The organism is Nocardia sp. NBC_01499, assembly GCF_045040275.1.
In the GTDB taxonomy this organism is placed as follows: Bacteria; Actinomycetota; Actinomycetes; order Mycobacteriales; family Mycobacteriaceae; genus Nocardia.
In genome coordinates this window covers 1,841,937-1,857,212 of the sequence record NZ_CP109426.1, presented here as the reverse complement: position 1 = coordinate 1,857,212, position 15,276 = coordinate 1,841,937, and the positions used below count along the sequence as shown (strand labels likewise).

Below are 15,276 nucleotides of genomic sequence, written 5' to 3'. Positions count from 1 at the left end.
CCCCGATGGGTAGCGACAGGGCAGCCGGCGGCTAGCTGTCCGGGGCGGGAACCGTGACTCGGTTCCCGCCCCGAACGCGTCTCATCGGCGGCGGACGGGTTTGGCACCTACCTTCGGGGCCGACTGGGCGCGGAGGGGTTTGACGCCGGGTTTGGGGGCCAACTGCGCGCGGGCGGCGGCGGCCCGCTGTGTCTCGACGGCGGCTTCGGCATCGAGGCGGCGGTAGACGAGGTGTTGTTGGGTGAGCGTCCATGCGTTGTTGGTGACGAAGTAGAGCAGGATCGCCACCGGGACGAGTGCGCCGCCGAGCAGGGTGAACGCCGGGAAGGCCCACAGGGTGAGTGGGCGCATCAGGGGGAGCTGGGCCGTGGTGTCCTGGCGTGCCATCGATGCGCGAGCGGTGAAATGTGTTGCGACAGCGGCGATCAGCATCAGCGGGATGGCGATGACGGCGACCGTTGCCAGGAGATCGCCCGAGCCACCGAGGATGCCCGAGAGCGGGGCGCCGAAGATCTTCGCGTGCAGGAACGACTGGACATCGGTGGCGCTGAAGACGTAATTGGGGGTCGCGGCGTTTTGCTCCGGCGTCATCGGCGTCGCGGTGGCCTGGAAGGGCAGATGACCCTGCGCACCGGTGCGGTCGAACGAGCGCAGCACATGGAACAGGCCGATGAATACGAAAAGCTGACCGATGACCGGAATCAGTGTCGCGAAGCTATTGATGCCGTTGTCTTTATAGAGTTTCTGTTGCTCGGTCGCCAGGCGCCTGCGATCGTTTTTGTATTTTTGTTTCAGCTTGGAAACATCGGGTTGCAATTTTTTGACAATTGCTTGCGTGCGGGCCTGTTTCAGAAATGGCACAAAAAGGGCCGCGCGGAGGGTGAGGACCAGAAAGATCACCGAAAGCACCCAGGCGAGCCCGCTGGCGGGTCCGAAGGCGGCGGCGAAGACGTAGTGCCAGAGCCAGAGAATGGCGGACACGGGGTAGTAGACGAAGTCGAGCATGGACAGCACCTGACTATGGGCGTGCGTGTGCGCACGAGGCGGAAGGGGTTCGACGAGAACGCCGACGACACCCCGCAGCAGGTGCGGAGGCTGTCGTCAGGCGGTCGCGAACCCTGGCGCTCGTGGGCGCGGACGCCCGGGGGTGTCAGGATTGCTCTGGCGCAGGAAAGAGCCACGTCGGCGGCGTTGCGCGGACGGCGGCGGGCCGGAATTGACCAGCGGCAGCGGCAGTCCGGCGGCCGGGTGCACCGTGACGAGCACGACGAACAGCGACGCCGCCACCAGGCCGACGACGGCGACCGAACCCGGCTCACCGGCCGGGATCGTGAAGAGCGCGAGCGCGGGCAGCACGAATGCGACAACCGCATACGCCATCAGCTGAGCCCGCGAGATCATGTTCCGAGCATACTGCCCGTCACCTCCGGCACCCCGGCGAAGGCCGGAACCGAGACGGTCCAAGGCCTTCGCCGGGACGAACGGAGTGGTCAGCTCAGAGGCTGATATCCCAGTCGACGTCGCGGCTCATCATCGACGGCGGCAGCCCGAAGGTGCGCCGGCAGGTCCGCGTGAGATGGGAGCTGTCGGCGAACCCGGCCGACGCCGACGCCGTCGTGACGTCCTCACCGGCCATGACGCCGTTCATCGCGATGTGCAACCGCAGCCAGAGGATGTAGCGGCGCAACGGAATACCGACCTGCTCGGTGAACAGGTGGGTGAGCCGGGTCGCCGAAATCCCCAGCTGGCGCGCTACATCCGAGCCGCGCACCGACCCGTCCTTGACCATGTCGGGCAGTAGTTGCAGCGCGGCGGTGACCACGCCGTGCCGATCTTCCGAGCCCGCCGCGTTGTCCCGCAGCAGATCCGCGAGGACGTCGGCCACATGTTCGGCCACATGGCCGAGCGCGGGATCGACCTTCAGCGCCTGCAACCAGCCGTGCAGGTGCGCGCGCCGGTCGGCCGCCGCACCGGCGACGGTTTCCGGGTCGAGATAGATCGCGATGCCGTGCGTGGCACCGCCGCACACCCGGTGCGGTGCGTCCGTGGGCACGATGATGTGGGTGCCCTGCTGCCGCACCCCGCTGCCGTCCACGACGGAGATGGGGGTACAGGCGGCCATGATCTGCACGGCGTGATGGGCGTGTAGTTCGGTCGGTCGGATCTCGCCTTCGAAGGCCAGGATGCCGGGGCGTAGCAGCGCGGTGCCCCGCCACTGTGCCGCATCGTTGGCATCGGCGTCCGCCGACGTCGAGAAGTCGTTGCTGAGCAGAGCCTTCATCATCGGACGCTCCCGGCTTTCACGAGAAATTCCTCGCTGGATCCTGTGCTGAGACTATCGGGTTGGGCTACCACACAGTTGTGCTTTGTGGATCGCCATCGGCCGTTCATACCCGAACCGAGATCGCCGCGGACAGGGTCCCGGCGACCTTGTCGAGGAACTCACCGATCAACGGTCCCGCGGTGGGCGTCGCGGGGAAGCGGGTGCGCAGTGCGAGCCCGTCGTCGGTGCGGGTGAACCACAGCTGGACGTCGTCCAACGGCGCGCTGCGGCTGAGCTGTGCCGGATTTCGCGGCACCGTTCGGGTGGTGTCGCTGCGCGAACCGCCCGGTAGTCGACGGTAGTCGGTATACGAGACGCTGAACAGGTCCTGCCTGGTCCGGCGTAGATCGCCGCCCATCGCGGCGAGCACCCGGTTGGCCGGAACCTGCGCGAGCCGCTGCCCGACCCGGACCGCGTCGTCGGCGCCCTGTGCGGTGGCGCAGAAATCGTGTGCCACCGCGACGTGTGCCGGTGCGTTCGACACCAGCCAGCCGAAGGTGTTGTGGTGCCTCGGCTCTCGCCGGGTGTGCACCGGGAACACCAGGTCGGTCCCGCTGCGGCCGCCGAGTTCGGCGGCGGCCATCGCGACCGCGGCGAGTAGCGCGGCGAACATCGAGTACCCGTCGGCCCGCGACTTGCGATGCAGCGCATCGGTCGCCATGGCGCCGAGCAGCAGGCGAACGTCGCTGCCGAACGGTGCCACCGACCCGGCGGGCAGGCCGAGATCGAGCGGGAAGTGCGGGAGGTCGTTGCCCGCGGCGTGCAGGAAGTCGCGCCAGCCGCGGATCAGCGGTCCGGTGGCCGCCGCCGGAATGGCGGCCTCGCGGGTCGAGTAGGACAGGAAGCTGCTCGGTTCGGGCAGCCGGTCGGCGGCCGCGCTCGCGCCGTCGTGGCCGTCCTCGCAGGCGGCACGGTACAGCTCGTCCAGCTCCGCCACCGCGATGGTGATCGACCAGGCGTCACACACCGCATGATCGAATCCACACACCACGGTGGAGGTTTCGGGCCTGCTGATCGCGCCGAGGAAATACGGCGCGAAGGTGAACGGCGAGCACGCCTGGTCGAGCCGGTCGCCGAGGACGGTGCGCAGGTCCTCGGTGGTCGCGGTCTCGACGGCGGGCCGGGGGAGGAGCCGAATATCGCTGTCCACCACCACGTGCACCGACGGCGGGTTGCCGTCGGACGGCGGTTCGAAGCTGCAGTGCAGCGCGTCGTGGCGCGGCAGCCACACCGAGAACGCGGTCTGCAGCGCGGATTCGTCGATCGGGCCCGCCACGTCGAAGGTCGCGGCGAGCCAGGTCGTCGGCCCGTTCGAGGACAGGTGGATGGCCTGGTTGGAGGAGGGGGGCGTCGCGTCCGGTGTCGGACCGGGCTCGGCGACCGCGGTCCATTCGAGCAGGGTGCCCGGTGGTGCATTCAGTTGGTCGAGAAAAAGCAACTGCATCATGACCTCGCGAGAGCTGGTGCGGTGACCGCGTAATCGCCGGTGGCGGCGATGGCGCGCAAGGTGGTTCGGATCTGCCCCAGGTAGTCGGCGGCCGACTTGTGCGCGACCGGAGTGTCGGGGTACATCATCGTGACGTGCAGCCGCTCCACCTCGCGGTTGAACCAGATCGGCGAGGTCTGCCCGATCTTGCTGCGGGAGCCGAGACCGTTGATCTCGGAGACGCCGGGCATCGCGGCCTCGAGTGCCGGACCGGACACCGCGCGCATGTCCAGGTAGGACACCCACGGCCAGTCCGTGGTGACCGGCAGCGGCGCTCCGGTGAGCGCGGCCGCCCGGTCGAGCGCGGCGTGGATCGGCACGTTCGCCAGCGGCTTGGTCCAGTCCAGTGCGACACCGGCGCGACCGATCAGCTCGGTGAACCGGTGCGCCCCCTCGAGATCGAACGCGATCGGCATCAGGTTGATGAACCAGCCCTGCGCGAGCTGGTACTGCGGCTCGCTGCGGGTGCCGACCACATTCATGCCCAGATAGCTTGTCCGGCCCGCGAATTCGAGCTCGGCGAGGGCGACCGCGGCGTACAGCCCCGCGGAGAACGAACCGCCCGCGTTCTTGCACGCCGTGGCGAACGCGTCGATTTCGGCCGCATCGAGCATGTCGACCTTGGTGCCGAAGCTGTCGGCCACCTCACCGGGCGCGAGGCCTAGCTCGATCGGCAGCGGGCGGACCCCATGCGCTTTCTCGGCAAGCAGGCCTGCCAACTGCGCCAACTCCGGCGGCTGCGCGGCGACGCCGGCACGCTCGTTCCTCGCGAACTCGACGTAGCTGCCGACCGGCGGAAGCACCGGCTCCTGACCGGTGCTGAACGCCGTGTAGAGCGCGTGGAATTCGTAGGTGGACGTGAGCACCGACATGCCGTCGGTGAACGCGTGGTCGGCGCTGTAGACGACGGTGAATCCGTCCGCGCCGTGATCGATCGCGCAGCAGACGATCGCGGGCCAGCGCGTCGGATTCGCGTTGGCCTTGAACTTGGCCACCAGGGTGTCGCGCAGCTCGCCGCTGTCGGTGAAGGTGGCCAGGGTATGGGTTTCCAGGTCGACCGCTGCCGGGTCGAGCAGGTACCTGGTCAGCGCGAACCCGCCGTCGGACTCGTCGATCCGGAACCACGAGCGCAAGGTCTCGTGGCGCTGCAGGAAAGCGATGTAGGTCCGGCGTAGCGCGTCCGCGTCGAGCGGGCGCGCGACCGAGAAGCAGAACGAGAGCTCGGAGGCGAGCGGGTCGTCGGTCTGCCTGCGCGCCGACCAGCGGCGGATGTGCGATTCCTGCAGATAGGTCGCGGGAACGTCGGAGGGCGCGGTGGTTTCGGTGGCAGCCTGGCTCGCCGCGGTGGTGGTGAACTCGAGTAGCACGCCGGGTTTCGGCTGCCAGTGTTCGGTGAGGGTCATCTCTACCATGACAGCGGCGCTCCTTCGATCGGACGGATTCGGGCATCTCCATAGCGGGTGAGCTCGGCGAGGAGATCGCGCATGCGCAGCACATGGCGGTGGACGTCGCGGGTTGCCTTGGTGGTGCCGGGATAACGCATGTTGAGGGTCACGCCAAGGGGGGTGCGGGCGATCCAGAAGTAGAACTCGTTGGTCGACACGTTGCTGCTGCGCAGGCAGCAGGTGCCGGTCTCGGTCCAGGTCGCCGCGCAGGGTGCGGAGCGAATATCCATGTAGGACACCATGAACGAGATGCTGGGCTGGGTGCCGAGCAGTTCGCACACCCGAGCGAACGGCACCGTCGCGGCGCCGTTGGTGCGGCGCAGTTCCTCGCCCGCCGGAGTGATCAACTCGGCGAGCGTGCGCGCCGTTCCGCAATCGAGCTGGAACGGGGCGAGCCCGACGAACCAGCCGAGTGTCTCGGCCCACTGCGGGTCGGAACGGGTGTGTAGCGGGATCACCGTGCGGAAATCGCGGCCAGCGCCGAGCTCGGTGGTGGTCACCGCGAACGCGGCGAGCAACAGGGCGAACAAACCCTGACCGTGCTCGCGCGCTATCCGTGCGGCGGCGTCGGCGGCGTCGGCGTCCAGCACCTCGACGGACAGGGTGCGTTGTGCCCCTCGGCGCGGCGCCTCGGCGGTGTCGATGAGATCGATCGGCGCCGCCGCGACCCGGCTGAGGGTGCCGGCCGGGCTGTCGTTGTTGGTGTCCTCCAGGAAGAACGTCCGCCAAGTGTCGACGGCGGGATGGTCGGCGGTGGTCGCCGCGCCGCGGATGCGTTCGTCCTGGCTGAAGTCGACGTAACTCCCGGTGTCGCGCAGCTGTGCGGGTTCACCGGCGCGGGCAGCGTGGTAGAGGGCGAGCAATTCGCCGCTGGTCGAGACGCTGGAGTAGCCGTCCATGATCGAGTGGTCGGCGGCGAAGATGACGGTGACGCCGTTGCGACCGGCAATGGTCACGCAGACGTAGGACGGCCACCGCAGCGGTGACGTTCCGTCGTCGAGTAAGCCGTTGACCAGGCGATATGTTGCCATCGTCGAGGTCGGCGCGCCCGCGTCGACCGGTTGCACCCGGATCTCACCGGGCGGCAAGGTGTACCTGGCCGGCTGGCCGCCCTCGATGGCGACATGCGAGCGCAGACCCTCGTGTCGGTCGATCCAGGCGTCCAAGGCGGTACGCCAGGCTTGTGGGTCGAGCGGTCCGTCGATCCGGAACGCGTGCCCGAGCCAGTAGTGGCGCCGGTCCCGTATTCGACTGTGTTCCACCGCATCTCGAAGATGATGCTCGTGATTATAGGAAACGGCACGAGTATCTCGCGGCCAGTCGGCCCAGTGTGAAGTGGCTGTCGGGAGCCACTCGATCACACGGCCGCTCGGCAACGGATAATCGGCCAGTTCGATGAATTCCATGACACACCTTCAGCTGCCCATCGACGATCCCCAAGCGCGGAAAGGGAATTGCCGATCCGAATAGTGACAAGAATTTCGGCCTGCATCCGAGAACTTTGTCCGAACGGTCCCGGGACGTCATCGTCGGACCGGAACGAGACAAACTGTAGAAGAAATTCTTGGTGAATGTGACGGTGAGCCTGATCACCGGTATTTGCCCCGGAATCGCGGACAACGGCGTTGCGGGCGGCGCAATGGCCGAGTGCAACGCCGCTGCCAGCGGGGATGTGAAACGCTTAATGTTCAGGTAGCTGATAGATTGCCGGACAAGGTGTCTCAATGCACCTGGAATTCATCCCAGGTTTGCAAGATCTTTACAGGTCCCGTGGATGAAGGCGGGCTAAACGTGACCTGTGCCGCACTCCGTTCCGGTCGATCCGGCCCCTGTCTCAGGCGCCGAAGGCGGACGCCGGTGCCAGCGGGACGACCAGACTCGACGGCCGGGCCGCGTCCCGGTGGATCTGCTGCGACGAGCCGAGCAGGCGCGGCAGGTCGGTCGGGATCGGCATGGTCGACGGGAAGGTGCCGCTGGTAATCCGAAGTCGCAGCGCGTGTCCTTGCTCGAGGCGGTAGAAGGTCGGGCGGATCTTCACCTGCAGCTCGGTCACCTCGCCGGGCGTCAGCAGTTGTTCGGCGTCCTTGCTGATCACGTGTTCCGGCGCGTAGATGGTGCCATCCGTTGCGCGCCAAGTCTTTTCGTCGTTCAACGTGCGCTGGCTCGCCAACTGCGAGCCGCCGGTGATATTGACCGCCGAACCGTCCGGCGCGACATCGTCGAGCCACACCTGGAAGGCGGCGTCGTCGCTGGTCGAGGACGCGTACAGGGTGACGCTGCTCGGCCCGGCCAGCACGGTCGGCTCGGTCACTGGGTCCATCGTGTAGCGGCGACCAGCGGTCGGTTCCTGCACCCATTCCGTGCACGGGTTGTAGGCGTTGAACAGCCGGAACAGGAAGTCGAACAGCCCGGCGCTGTACTGGCCGAGGCTCTGCCGGTTACAGAGGGTGTCGATGCCGGTGTAGTCCAGGCGATCCGACGCGTCGTCCACCGCGGGCGGCTGGGTGACCAGGCGATCTCCGTCGAAGTACCGCTGCTGGATTCCGGCCTGCTCGAACGGGTATCGGGCGGTCGCGACCGCCATATTGTTCGGGTCGATGACGTGCAGCGGAGTATCGGTCTTGTCGATGCCGTTCGGAATGTCCTTGAGCCAGCGGTCGAACCACGCAAGGGTGATCATGTCGGTGTCCATCCTGGAGCCGGGCCCGAAGCCGAGACCGACGTGGTACCACGGACCCATCAGCAGTTGGAACCGTCCGTCGGTGGCCTGCCCCGGCGCCATCGGCGCGAATTGGTCCTTACCCGCCGCGAGATTCTGCAGCTGGGAGTAGTTGCGCCACGGGCCTTCCTGATACAGATCCCACAGGCCGCCGACCTGGTACATGGCGATATCGTTCGCGACGACCTTGTTCAGGTCGGTCTCGAACCGGCGGTCCTGCCAGAACTGACCGTCATAGGCCAGCGAGCCGCCGCCGAACGCCTCGAGCAGCAGCTTGATGGTGCTGTCCGCGGAGACCGCCGCCTGCAGATGGTCGACCAGGGTCTTGATGAACAGCTGCGGCGAGACCACCGCGGTGAGGAACGGACCGATCAGGCTCAGATACGGCACCAGCACCGAGATGGCGGTGAGCAGGATCGGGCTCATCATGCCGTCGTGGCCGAGCACCTCGTTGAAGATGTTGTTCGGCATGGCCATCGGCACGATCGCCTTCAACGGCGAACCGGGCGAGACGGATTCGGCCGTGCGCAACGCGGACAGCGCCGGGAACGAGTACCCGTACATGCCGACCTTGCCGTTGGCGCCGGGCAGTTTCGCGGCCCAGTCGACGAGTTGGGCGCCGTCGATGCCGTCCTGCCGAGACGCCGGGTTCCACGCGCCGGTCGAGCCGCCGGTGCCGCGCACGTCGGCGATCACCTCGATGTAGCCGCGTTTCACCAGCATGTCCTGAGCGCTGGTGGCCTGGTTGATGATTCGCCGCGCGTCCCTGAGCTGGTCGGGCAGCTGGATGTGCAGCGTGTCGATCACGCTGGTCACCGCCGCCGCGAGCGCGCTGGACACCGCGCCGTAGGTGGTGAAGTTGACGACGACCGGGAAGTCGCCGGTGGCGCGCTGGCCGGTGGCGGGATCGGTCGGGTAGCGCACCTCGGTCTGTAACTGGGTGCCGTCGGAAAGCGGAACGATCTGTCCCAGTTCGTAAGCGATGCCGTAGCGTTCCGGCGTCGGCTGATAGTCGGCGGGCAGGCCGAAGTTCGCTGGCGCGTTCGGAACCGGTCCGGCGGTGGGCACCGCGTGTGCCGCTGGCGCGAGCTGGATGATCAATCCGACGGCGGTGATGGCGGCGACCGGCACGGAGCGGCGGGCAGCCCGGTATGCGATTCTCAACTACCTGAACCTTTGCTGGTTATGGTCGAGGCCGGGCGGCTAGCTACCCGTCCGTCGGCCGATACCGCGGATCGAGTGCCGAAACTGGGCCTGCCTAAAAGTTGTTCCGCCGCAGTCGATTACGGAGCGAACGCGGCGGATTCGAGTCGCCTGGCCAACCGTGCGGCGGACAGGGTCATCGCGTCGGCGGGGCGATGCGGGTCGAGCCCGGTCAGCTCGTGCACCCGAGAAAGCCGATAGGTCACCGTATTTCGGTGCACGTTGAGTTGGCGTGCCGTCGCGAGCTGATTGAAACCGCTGTCGACGAACACCTCCAGGGTCTCGGCGAGCATCGGCTGCGCGTCGAGCGGTGCGAGCACCGAGGCCAGCCCCGGCCGGGCCGCGTCGCTCACCGCGACGGTGTACTCGAACTGCAAATCCTGTCTGCGGCACAGGATGTCGCGCCGGGTGAGGCAGCGGCCGAGCTCGGCGAGTACCCGCGCCTCGGCGTACATCGTCGGGATGGCGTCCTTGCTGCGGGCCGCACCGACACCGACCCAGTACGGCGGCGGCTCGGCCGGTTCCTGCACGGGCAGCCGGGAGGTGAGCCCGGACAGCGTGGCCGACCCGTCGTCACCGGCCTGCAGCGGGATCAAGGCGGTCCAGCCGCCCGCGTCCAGCCGCAGGAACACCCCGGGAATGGCTTCCACCCGATGACGCAGCGCCGACGCGGGCCCGCCGCGGGTGCCGCACAGGCGGAACACCGCGACGAGGAAGGCGTCGGCCACCGGGATCACCGGATCGTTCGCCCACTCCACCGGGTCGCGGCCGGTGAGCAGCGCGTCGGCGATGCCGCGTCTGCGCTCGAGCAGCTCCCAGCGCGGGTCGTGCACGCGCTGGGTGGCCGCGGTGGCGATCCGCGAGGTGATCAGCGTGACGTACTTCAGCAGCACGAGCGAGGCGTCGAGCAGCAGTTCGCGCTCGGGCGCGCTGGCCGAGGCGCGCAACCGCTCCCAGATGAACGCCGCGCCGAGCCGGTAGCGCTCCAGCACCTCGGTGAGCGGGGTGCCGTCGCGCAGCCGGTCCATCGCGAGCTCGACGAGTTCTCTGGTGTCCTCCTCCGTCGGCTCCTCGCCGCGGCGCAGGTACTCGAAGAACAGGTCGACGTTGAGCTTGGTGCCGCGCGCGAAGTCGGTCTCCACCAAGGATTGCGGCAGCCGTTGGTACGGCGGCAGCTCGGCGTAGAACCCGTCGAGCATCGACGCGGTGCGCCGATGGAGATCGTCGAACACCCGAGTCCGCGATGGCATCATGCTGGTTCTTCTTCCCGGACTTATGTCGCGTACAAGGCTTCGATGGTATCTGTGTAGCCGCTGGAGATGGGTTTGCGCTTGAGTTTGCCAGTAGCGGTCAGGTAGTCACTGCCGTTCTCCCATACCTCCGGGAGCACGATGTACTTCCTGATCTGCTCGACCCTGGACAGTTTGCTGTTCGCCGCGGCGATGCCCTCTTCGATGGCGGTCAGGATCTGCGGGTCCTTCGACAGCTCCGCGACGGTGGTCCCGGCGAGGTTGTGCCGCTGCGCGTAGGCGGCGGCCAGATCGGGATCGAGGATCAGCAGCGCGGTGTTGAACGGCCGTTGCTCGCCGATGACGACCACCGTGCCGATCAGCGAGCAGTTGTCGGTGACCGTGTTCTCGATGTTGGCGGGCGACATGTTCTTGCCCGTCGCGTTGATGATCAGCTCTTTTTTGCGGTCGATGATCGACAGGTAGCCGTCGCTGTCGATGGTGCCGATGTCGCCGGTGTGCAGCCAGCCGTCGCCGTCGATCGCCTCCGCGGTCTTGGCCGGGTCGCCGCGATAGCCGCGCATCACCATCTTGCCTCGGATCAGCACCTCGCCGTCGTCGGCGAGCTTGACCTCGGCGCCGGGCAGCGGGGTGCCGACCGTGCCGATCTTCACCCGGTCCGGTCCGTTGAGGGTGGCGCCCGCGGTGCATTCGCTCATGCCGTAGCCCTCGCACAGCGGCAGGCCGAGCCCGAGGAAGAACTCGTGCACCTCCGGCGGGATCGCGTTCGAGCCGGTGACCGCGACGCGGACCTTGTCCAGGCCGAGGCCGCTGCGAATCGAGGCGAGCACCAGGCGATCCGCGAGCGCGTACTGGAGTTGATCGAGCGCGCCGAGGGGACGGCCGTCGGAGGCGGCGCGGGCCCGTTTGCGGCCGACGCCGATCGCCCAGTCGATCAGGCGGCGCTTGACCGGCGACTCGGTGGCGAACCGTTCCTCCAGTGCGCCTTTGACTTTCACCCACACTCGGGGCACACCGAGGAACACGCTCGGGTGCACTTCCGTCAAAGCCGTTGCGACCTGCTTGAAGTCGGGGACGGTGGTGATCTGGCAGCCCTCGAGCATGGTCATGTAGTGCGCGAACCAGCGGTTGGCGGCGTGCGCGTCGGGCAGGTAGGAGATCACCCGGTCGTCCGGGCCGCCACCGCCGAATTGTTCTAGGACGCGGGCGTTTTCGATGAAGTTGGTGTGGGTGAGCTCGACGCCTTTCGGCGGGCCGGTGGTGCCGGAGGTGTAGACGATGGTGAGCAGATCATCGGGCTGCACCTTGCGCCAGGTTGCGTCGAAATCGAAGTCGCCCCCGGACGCCTTCTCGACGTCGGACAGCGCGATGGTGCCCTCGGGCGCGTCGTCGACGCAGATCACGTGCTCGACGTGAATGCCCTTCTCGGCGGCCTTGGCGACGGCTTCCAGGATCTTCGGCACGAACTGGCGCTCGCAGATGACGGCCTTGTTGCCCGCGTTGCCGAACTGGTAGACCAGCAGGTCGACCGGGTTGGTGTTGTACACCGAGAACGGTGTCGCGCCGGTGTGCAGGATGGCGGTGTCGCAGAGGTGGAACTCGGGGCGGTTGGTCAGCATGATCGCGACCGTGCCGCCGGGTTCGATGCCGAGCGCGGCGAGCCCCGTCGCGATGGCCTGCACTCGTTCGCCGTACTCACGCCAGGTGATCGAGACGGCACCGCCGAGCGTGCGCAGCGCCACCGCATCCGGGTACTTCGCGACGTTTGACTGGAACGCCGCACATAGCGTGTCCGGGCGGACGGCCGCCGGGACTGTCGATGAAACCAAGAACCTAACCTCTGCTACTGAAGGGCTGAGGCCATGCCGGTCGTCTGGGGACGCGGATGACCTCATCGTCATCTATCAGCAGAACGCATGAGCGAGTGTGTGCGCTAGCGACAAACGCGCAGAGTGTGGCGTACGACATTGTGCACTTGACCAAATAGGGTCGCTCGGGTGCTGTTTTGCCTGCATCCGGTTTCAGCGACAGGTCGGCCAGGATCCCGGGTGGTCGACCGGCAGGCTCGGTGTGGCAAGGGCGGCCGCGGTGGTCGGCGCGAAACAGTTGTTCCCGGTGCTGCCGAGGCGACCGCCGCCGAAGTCGATGACCGAGCCGGCGCCGAGGGTGCTGTCGCTCTGGCCGAGGACGATGTCGCCGCCGAATCGGGAGTTCTCGACCTTGCCGGTGAGCTCGGCCAGGTCGCCGACGGTGCGCACGTGCAGGTCGGCTACCGCGGCGTTGCTGACGGTGGTGTCGGCGATGTCGAAACTCATGGTCGCCGTCGCGGGGGCGGGGCCGCTGGGGGAGTAGGCGTAGACGCCGATGCCGTCGGCGCTGCACTGACTCAGGTGCGCGTCGCGCAGGGTCAGTGCGGTCGTGTTGTCGCGGCCGAAGCTGGCCGAGAACAGGCAGCTGCCGAGATTGCCAGGCACGTACGGATTCAATACCGCGGCAGGGAAATTGGAGCCGGACGCGGTGAGGCCGTCGATAGTCATCACGTGCCGCGCGCCCTCGGCGCTGAGATTGAGGTTCTGCACGATATCGCCTGGGACATCGATGAATTCGCTATTGGTGAGGGTGACTTCGCTGTCCGGCGTGCCGTTGCTGGTGACGAATTCGATGCCGTTGGCGGATAAGTGGCCGCCGCCGTGGCGATAGCTGTTGCGGTCGATGGTGATTCGCATGCGGGCACGGTCGGCGGCATTGACGAAGATGCCCTCGCTGTCGGCGACGGCGTTGAGCGGGTCGTTCGCCGGAATGGCGATATTGCGTTGCGTGTTGCCGCGCACCGAGGCGGTGAGCGAGGAGGTGCCGGTGCTCTGCATGCCGACGGCGAGGACGGAGAGTTTGGCGACGCCCTCGTTGATGTTCTCGGTCAGATTGTCGGTGATGGTGGCCGTGACCTGTGCGGTGCCGGTGGTGCGTACGTCGATGCCGTCACCACACGCGGTGTCGTGCACGGTGTTTCGCTCGATGGTGAGCGTGCTCGCGCCGCCATCGGAGTCGATCATGATGCCCGCCCAGCCGTTGTTCAGTGCGACGACGTTCGGGGCGACCGGGAGCGACATGCCGAACGGGACGCCGAGCATCGGCGGGAAGGGCTGCACCACGAATCCGTCGTGGCAGGCGCGGTTGGTGGCGGCGATCGAGTTGCCGGTGAGGACCGTCGTGCCGACATTGTGGCCATAGATGCCGCCGCGCTTGGCGCTGGTGACGGTGAGGTCGCTGACCTCGGTGTCCGGTGCCAAGCGGACCGCGTCACCGTCGTTGGCGTCGGTTGTATTGGCCACGGCCGCAACGCTTCCGGGGGCCTGGCGGCCGACTAGGTGCTGGCCCGGTTTGAGGGCGATGCCGCCGTCCAGGGGCGGAGTGCCCAGTGGCGCGGCCAGGACGATGATCGTGTCGCTGTCACCCGACGCCTGCTGGACGGCCAGCAGGGAATTGAAAGGTGTTGCCTCCGTGCCATTTCCGCCTGCCGCGGCCGTCGCGCTGACAAACCAGGTCTGGCCAGGGTCGGCGCTCGCGTGCAGCGGTGCCGTGGCGGCGGTGAGCGCGCAGCAGAGCACGCTCACCGCGGCGAACCGCGGTGACAACAGTGTCATGGGGGCCTTCCAGCTCGATCTCGACGGTGCCGCGCACCGCCGTGTGATCCAGCCCACCCCATGATCGGACCGCACGGTATCGGCAGAATCCCGAACCTGCCGCCGATTCTTTGTGCGAACGCCAAGTCCGCACCGCCGCACGCCTACTGATTTCCCGCACCACGCATCGCTGCGCTGACACAGGCGGATTCAGGCGTGCGGCTGGTGCTCAGACGACGTCCACGCCCCGCCAGAAGGCCACGTAGTCCTTGATCTGGGCGGCCTCGGGTTTCGGATCCGGGTAGTACCAAGCGGCGTCGGTGTTGGTTTCACCGTCGACGACGACGGTGTAGTAGCTGGCGGTGCCCTTCCACGGGCAGAACGTATTGGTCTGCGAGGGCTGGAAGAACTCGGTCTGCACGGAGTCAGGTGGAAAGTAATGGTTGCCTTCGACGATGACCGTGTCGTCGCTGCTCGCGAGGACCCGGCCCTGCCAGGTTGCCGTTGCCATACCTTCGATTCTGCCCCAGCCCCCGCCGCGACCCCAGTGGTTAATGGACCTGGGCGGGTTCCAGGGGGTAGGGCGGGTCGCCGAAGGGCCAGACGCTGGCCATTGTTCGGGAACTACACTGTCAGCATGACTGCTGCTCACGAGGAGCTTCTTCGGCTGGCGGAGGCTGTGCCTGACGACCAGGTACCGGCCGCCACTGCGTTGCTGCGTCAGCTCGTCCGAAAGTCGGGACGACGTACGTTCCACAGCGATGGCATCGCTTCCGCCGAGCCCGATCTGGGCGAGCGGGCGAAGGAGATTGTTCGGGATGAACTCGACCGGGGCGGTACCGGCGCCCGTGTTCACAGAGGCAGCCATCTTGCTGGAACGCCGCTGCGGCCCAGCCGCCGAGCTGGCGTTTCTACAGGACGTGGCTGAAGGGGCCTTCATCGTGGTTGACACGACCGCCGACGATCTGGACCGGATCCGTCAGCTCGTCGACAAATACTCCGATCTCCCGCTCGGCACGGCGGATGCGTCCGTCGTGGCCGTGGCCGAACGATTCCCGGTCACGGCTGTCGCGACGTTAGACCGCAAGCACTTCTCCATCGTCCGATCCAAGGCCGGTCAGCTGCTCCTCGTGCCGTGACACCGCGTGGGTACGCAGTCGTAGTTCCGTTGCAGGCGTCGGGTTGGTTTCGCCGTCGACGACGGTCGATTCTGCCCCAGCCCCGGCA

Annotated in this window: 12 protein-coding genes; 1 reads left to right on the top strand and 11 read right to left on the bottom strand. The window is 67.2% G+C overall.

Going from position 1 to position 15,276, the window contains the following annotated elements; all coding sequences use genetic code 11:
- Positions 1 to 81: 81 nt before the first annotated feature.
- The 11 genes from yidC to OG203_RS08350 form a co-directional block, all read right to left on the bottom strand.
- A complete protein-coding gene (yidC, locus tag OG203_RS08400; RefSeq protein WP_405165109.1) occupies positions 82 to 1,005 on the bottom strand; it encodes a membrane protein insertase YidC in 924 nt (307 codons plus the stop codon).
- 96 nt (positions 1,006 to 1,101) lie between these two features.
- Complete coding sequence (locus tag OG203_RS08395; protein WP_405165108.1) at positions 1,102 to 1,401, bottom strand: DUF6412 domain-containing protein; 300 nt, start codon at positions 1,399 to 1,401, stop codon at positions 1,102 to 1,104.
- A 94-nt stretch (positions 1,402 to 1,495) separates the two neighbouring features.
- Positions 1,496 to 2,284: a helix-turn-helix transcriptional regulator gene (locus OG203_RS08390; protein WP_405165107.1), complete on the bottom strand. Its 789-nt coding sequence runs from the start codon at positions 2,282 to 2,284 to the stop codon at positions 1,496 to 1,498.
- A 103-nt stretch (positions 2,285 to 2,387) separates the two neighbouring features.
- Positions 2,388 to 3,770, bottom strand: coding sequence for a condensation domain-containing protein (locus OG203_RS08385; RefSeq protein WP_405165106.1), 1,383 nt, complete (start codon positions 3,768 to 3,770; stop codon positions 2,388 to 2,390).
- Positions 3,767 to 5,221, bottom strand: coding sequence for a condensation domain-containing protein (locus OG203_RS08380; protein WP_405165105.1), 1,455 nt, complete (start codon positions 5,219 to 5,221; stop codon positions 3,767 to 3,769). The genes OG203_RS08385 and OG203_RS08380 overlap by 4 nt, the downstream gene beginning before the upstream one ends.
- Positions 5,215 to 6,516: a condensation domain-containing protein gene (locus tag OG203_RS08375; RefSeq protein ID WP_405165104.1), complete on the bottom strand. Its 1,302-nt coding sequence runs from the start codon at positions 6,514 to 6,516 to the stop codon at positions 5,215 to 5,217. The genes OG203_RS08380 and OG203_RS08375 overlap by 7 nt, the downstream gene beginning before the upstream one ends.
- 572 nt (positions 6,517 to 7,088) lie before the next feature.
- Entirely contained in the window at positions 7,089 to 9,137 is a 2,049-nt protein-coding gene (locus OG203_RS08370; RefSeq protein ID WP_405165103.1) for a CocE/NonD family hydrolase, read from the bottom strand.
- Between the two features lie 119 nt (positions 9,138 to 9,256).
- Complete coding sequence (locus tag OG203_RS08365; RefSeq protein ID WP_405165102.1) at positions 9,257 to 10,429, bottom strand: PucR family transcriptional regulator; 1,173 nt, start codon at positions 10,427 to 10,429, stop codon at positions 9,257 to 9,259.
- A gap of 20 nt (positions 10,430 to 10,449) precedes the next feature.
- Positions 10,450 to 12,255, bottom strand: a complete 1,806-nt coding sequence (locus tag OG203_RS08360) for an AMP-dependent synthetase/ligase (protein ID WP_405165101.1) — start codon at positions 12,253 to 12,255, stop codon at positions 10,450 to 10,452.
- Positions 12,256 to 12,447: 192 nt separating this feature from the next.
- A complete protein-coding gene (locus tag OG203_RS08355; protein ID WP_405165100.1) occupies positions 12,448 to 14,070 on the bottom strand; it encodes a hypothetical protein in 1,623 nt (540 codons plus the stop codon).
- A gap of 208 nt (positions 14,071 to 14,278) precedes the next feature.
- Positions 14,279 to 14,560: a DUF427 domain-containing protein gene (locus OG203_RS08350; protein ID WP_405165099.1), complete on the bottom strand. Its 282-nt coding sequence runs from the start codon at positions 14,558 to 14,560 to the stop codon at positions 14,279 to 14,281.
- A 307-nt stretch (positions 14,561 to 14,867) separates the two neighbouring features.
- Here OG203_RS08350 and OG203_RS08345 point away from each other — a divergent pair, with 307 nt between their 5' ends.
- A complete protein-coding gene (locus tag OG203_RS08345; protein ID WP_405165098.1) occupies positions 14,868 to 15,188 on the top strand; it encodes a type II toxin-antitoxin system VapC family toxin in 321 nt (106 codons plus the stop codon).
- Positions 15,189 to 15,276: the final 88 nt, after the last annotated feature.

Coding starts and splice junctions, on each gene's coding strand:
- yidC (WP_405165109.1), bottom strand. CDS start 1,005: ATGCTCGACTTCGTCTACTACCCCGTGTCCGCCATTCTCTGGCTCTGG.
- OG203_RS08395 (WP_405165108.1), bottom strand. CDS start 1,401: ATGATCTCGCGGGCTCAGCTGATGGCGTATGCGGTTGTCGCATTCGTG.
- OG203_RS08390 (WP_405165107.1), bottom strand. CDS start 2,284: ATGATGAAGGCTCTGCTCAGCAACGACTTCTCGACGTCGGCGGACGCC.
- OG203_RS08385 (WP_405165106.1), bottom strand. CDS start 3,770: ATGATGCAGTTGCTTTTTCTCGACCAACTGAATGCACCACCGGGCACC.
- OG203_RS08380 (WP_405165105.1), bottom strand. CDS start 5,221: ATGGTAGAGATGACCCTCACCGAACACTGGCAGCCGAAACCCGGCGTG.
- OG203_RS08365 (WP_405165102.1), bottom strand. CDS start 10,429: ATGATGCCATCGCGGACTCGGGTGTTCGACGATCTCCATCGGCGCACC.
- OG203_RS08355 (WP_405165100.1), bottom strand. CDS start 14,070: ATGACACTGTTGTCACCGCGGTTCGCCGCGGTGAGCGTGCTCTGCTGC.
- OG203_RS08350 (WP_405165099.1), bottom strand. CDS start 14,560: ATGGCAACGGCAACCTGGCAGGGCCGGGTCCTCGCGAGCAGCGACGAC.
- OG203_RS08345 (WP_405165098.1), top strand. CDS start 14,868: ATGAACTCGACCGGGGCGGTACCGGCGCCCGTGTTCACAGAGGCAGCC.